The sequence below is a fragment of the Bifidobacterium sp. POST2/T3 (B1) genome (assembly GCF_058197115.1).
In genome coordinates this window covers 1-2,988 of sequence record NZ_JBVPQK010000320.1, presented here as the reverse complement: position 1 = coordinate 2,988, position 2,988 = coordinate 1, and the positions used below count along the sequence as shown (strand labels likewise).

The 2,988-nt window shown below is 61.1% G+C and carries 2 protein-coding genes; one reads left to right on the top strand and one right to left on the bottom strand.

Going from position 1 to position 2,988, the window contains the following annotated elements:
- Window positions 1-53 precede the first annotated feature (53 nt).
- Entirely contained in the window at window positions 54-743 is a 690-nt protein-coding gene (locus tag AC0AP0_RS11045) for a lysophospholipid acyltransferase family protein (protein WP_046322784.1), read from the top strand.
- 25 nt (window positions 744-768) lie between these two features.
- Here AC0AP0_RS11045 and AC0AP0_RS11040 read toward each other — a convergent pair.
- Window positions 769-2,988, bottom strand: a 2,220-nt coding sequence (locus AC0AP0_RS11040; RefSeq protein ID WP_490430499.1) for a protein kinase domain-containing protein, incomplete at its 5' end; no start/stop codon positions are given.

Below are 2,988 nucleotides of genomic sequence, written 5' to 3'. Positions count from 1 at the left end.
GTCATAGAACCATCGTAACCTCGGCCGCACGCATTCGCTACCAAGGAGTCTCTGTGCTGTACTGGTTCTTCGTCAAATTGCTCGGTCCATTGGCGCGTACCTGGTTCAAACCGACCGTTGAAGGCACGGGGAACATTCCCAAGCAGGGGGCTGCCATCATCGCTTCCAATCATCTGGCCGTCATCGACGATGCCCTTCTACCCATCACCTGCCCGCGGATGATTCACTTCATGGGCAAGGCCGAGTACTTCAACGGCAAGGGAATAAAGGGCAAATTTAAGAAGTGGTGGTTCAGCTCGGTCGGAGTCTTCCCCGTCGATAGGTCGGGCGGCTCCAAGTCGCTGGGAGCCATGGAAACCGCACGTTCCATCCTAGAACACGGACATATCTTCGGCATCCATCCAGAAGGTACGCGAAGCCCTGACGGCAGGCTCTACCGTGGGCACACCGGGGCGGCGCGGCTTGCCTTCGAGACTGGAACGACAGTGGTGCCCACCGCTATCATCGGTACTCGACAGCTTCAGGAACCCGGCCATGTGCTTCCACACCGCGGCAAGACCAAGGTCATCTTCGGCAAGCCCATTACTGTGCCCTACGTGCCGGTCAACAGCCTCACCCACGAGGAGATCCGCAACCTGACCGACAGGATTATGCAGGAGATCGAGGAGATGAGCGGGCAGCGCTACGTGGATGTGTATGCTCAGGTCATCAAGGCGCATGAGAGCAAAGAAGAACTGGGCTGACGACGGACTGCAGGGAATAGCGTAGTCAGACCACAGTCAGAGTCACGACGGCTGGTGAGCCGTCATCATTGACCACCTTGACTCGGGTGCCGGGGTTGGGATCCTGAATTCGCACCGTATGGGTCAGGTTGCCCAGCGGTGCGGATATGTTGACTTTGAGTCCGTATCTCTGCAGGATCTGTGTGGCCTCGTCCTGGCTCTTGCCCTTCACGTCGGGCATGGTGATGGACTGCGGCCCCTTGGAGATCACTACATTGACCGCATCGCCCCAGTGAAGCTGTTCCTGGGCCTGGTGGGAGGCGGAAATCACCTGGTTGCGGGGTACCGTGTCTGACCAGTCCTCGCTGTAGTTGACCTTGAGCCGGAGGGCTTCCAGGGCCGCCTTGGCATCGTCCCTGGCCTTGCCGATGATGTCGGGCATGGCCACGGGCATCCGACCCTTGGACAGGACCAGGCTGACCTTGGTATCGTGCCGGGTCTTGGTCCCTGGGGCTGGCTCCACTGAAATCGCCGCTCCCTCCGGTATATCCATGGAGTACTGGTCCTTGGATGAGTCATGGACGATCTTGTCGAACCCAGCCGCCTTCAGGGCTTGGACGGGGTCCTTGCCGTTGGAGGTGTCTGGCATCAGGATGTCCTTGGGCACTGTAGCCTGGCGAACCCCTTTGGAGACGGTCAGGTTGAGGCTACCGCCACGTTTGCTGATATGGGCCCCGACCGCACCGGGATCCGCAGCCATGATGGCCCCTTTGGGCACTTGGTCGCTGAAGTCATAGTCGGTATAGACTTTAATGCCTGCGACCTTGAGCGTGCGGGTGTACTTGGCGTAGTCGGCGCCAATAACCTTGCACTCCTGATTCTCGGAGCAGGAGATATCATCCGGCTTGGGCAGTGCGTAATAACTGCCCGGACCAAGGTAATACCACCAGGCGCCTCCGCCGCCTCCGGCCAGGGCCAGTACCAGCAGAATCACCAGCACGATGATCAAGCCCCGATGCCGGTGCTTGGGCTTGGCTACTTCAGCGCCTTGCTGCATGGTCTGGACAGAAGCCGGGACAGCCGCCACATCGGCGGGGGAAGTCGTCGGGTCCTGAGGTTGTAGAACGGTTGTAGTTTCGGCCCGGGAGGGAGTGTCCACGTCGTTGAGCCGATAGCGTCTGGTCGCTGCGTCCGCATCGGTTTCGGGCGGGGCGGGCACAGCCAGGACCGTGTCTGAACCCTCCGGGTCGGTTGCTGCAGCAATGGTCTGTGTGGCTGCATCTTCAGCATCGTCACTGGGTGCCGTAGCTCTTTGAGTTGGCGATTCGGGTATCTCAGGGTCGTGTCCAGGGGTTCCGGCGATGGCGAGTTCGGGCTCTCCGCTTGCTGCGTCTGCTACGGCAGCTGTGGCTGTTGCAGGCAACATGTAGTCCATGGCTTGCCGGTCTAGTCCCCTGACCACCTTTCTCAGGCTTTCCAGGGCCTTGCCTGCGTTGTCTGGGCGATTTTCGGGGGAGCGGTCGGTCAGTCCGGAGACCAGGGCGGCTACGGATGGGTCGATTCCCGGGCAGACCCTGGCCAGGGAGGGGACATCCTCGTGGACGTGCTTGAAGACGATGGTTACCGGATTGTCACTGGCGAAGGGGACCGTGCCGGTCAACATCTCGTAGGCGATGATGCCCACGGCGTAGAGGTCGCTCTGGGGGGAGGCATCATTGTTCTCAATGGTTTCGGGGGCCAGGTAGGCGGCCGTGCCCATGAGCATGCCTGTCGAGGACAGAGTGGCTTGAGCGGCGGCGCGGGCCAGGCCGAAGTCGGTGATCTCCACATGGCCGCGGTCGTTGATGAGGATGTTTTCCGGCTTGATGTCGCGATGGATGACGCCGGCTCGGTGGGCGGAGGCCAGGCCGTCCAGGATTTCGCCCACGATGCGCAGGGTCTCCTTCAGGGGATAGACGCCCTGACGGGTCATGTCCCTCCGCAGGCTTATTCCGTGGACATACTCCATGACCAGGTAGTCCAGCCCCTGGTCGACGCCGGTATCGTAAACCTGAACAATGTGGGGGTTGGCGATGGCGGCCGCAGACCTGGCCTCCCGGCGGAAGCGCTCCTCGAACTGGGCCCTGTGCGGCCCCTGAGCCAGCATGGTGTGCATGATCTTGACCGCCACATGCCTGGACAGCCGCAGATCCAGAGCCTCGTAGACCGTGGCCATGCCACCTTGCGCAATCTCGCGCAGAATGCGGTAGCGCCCGTCTATGATCCG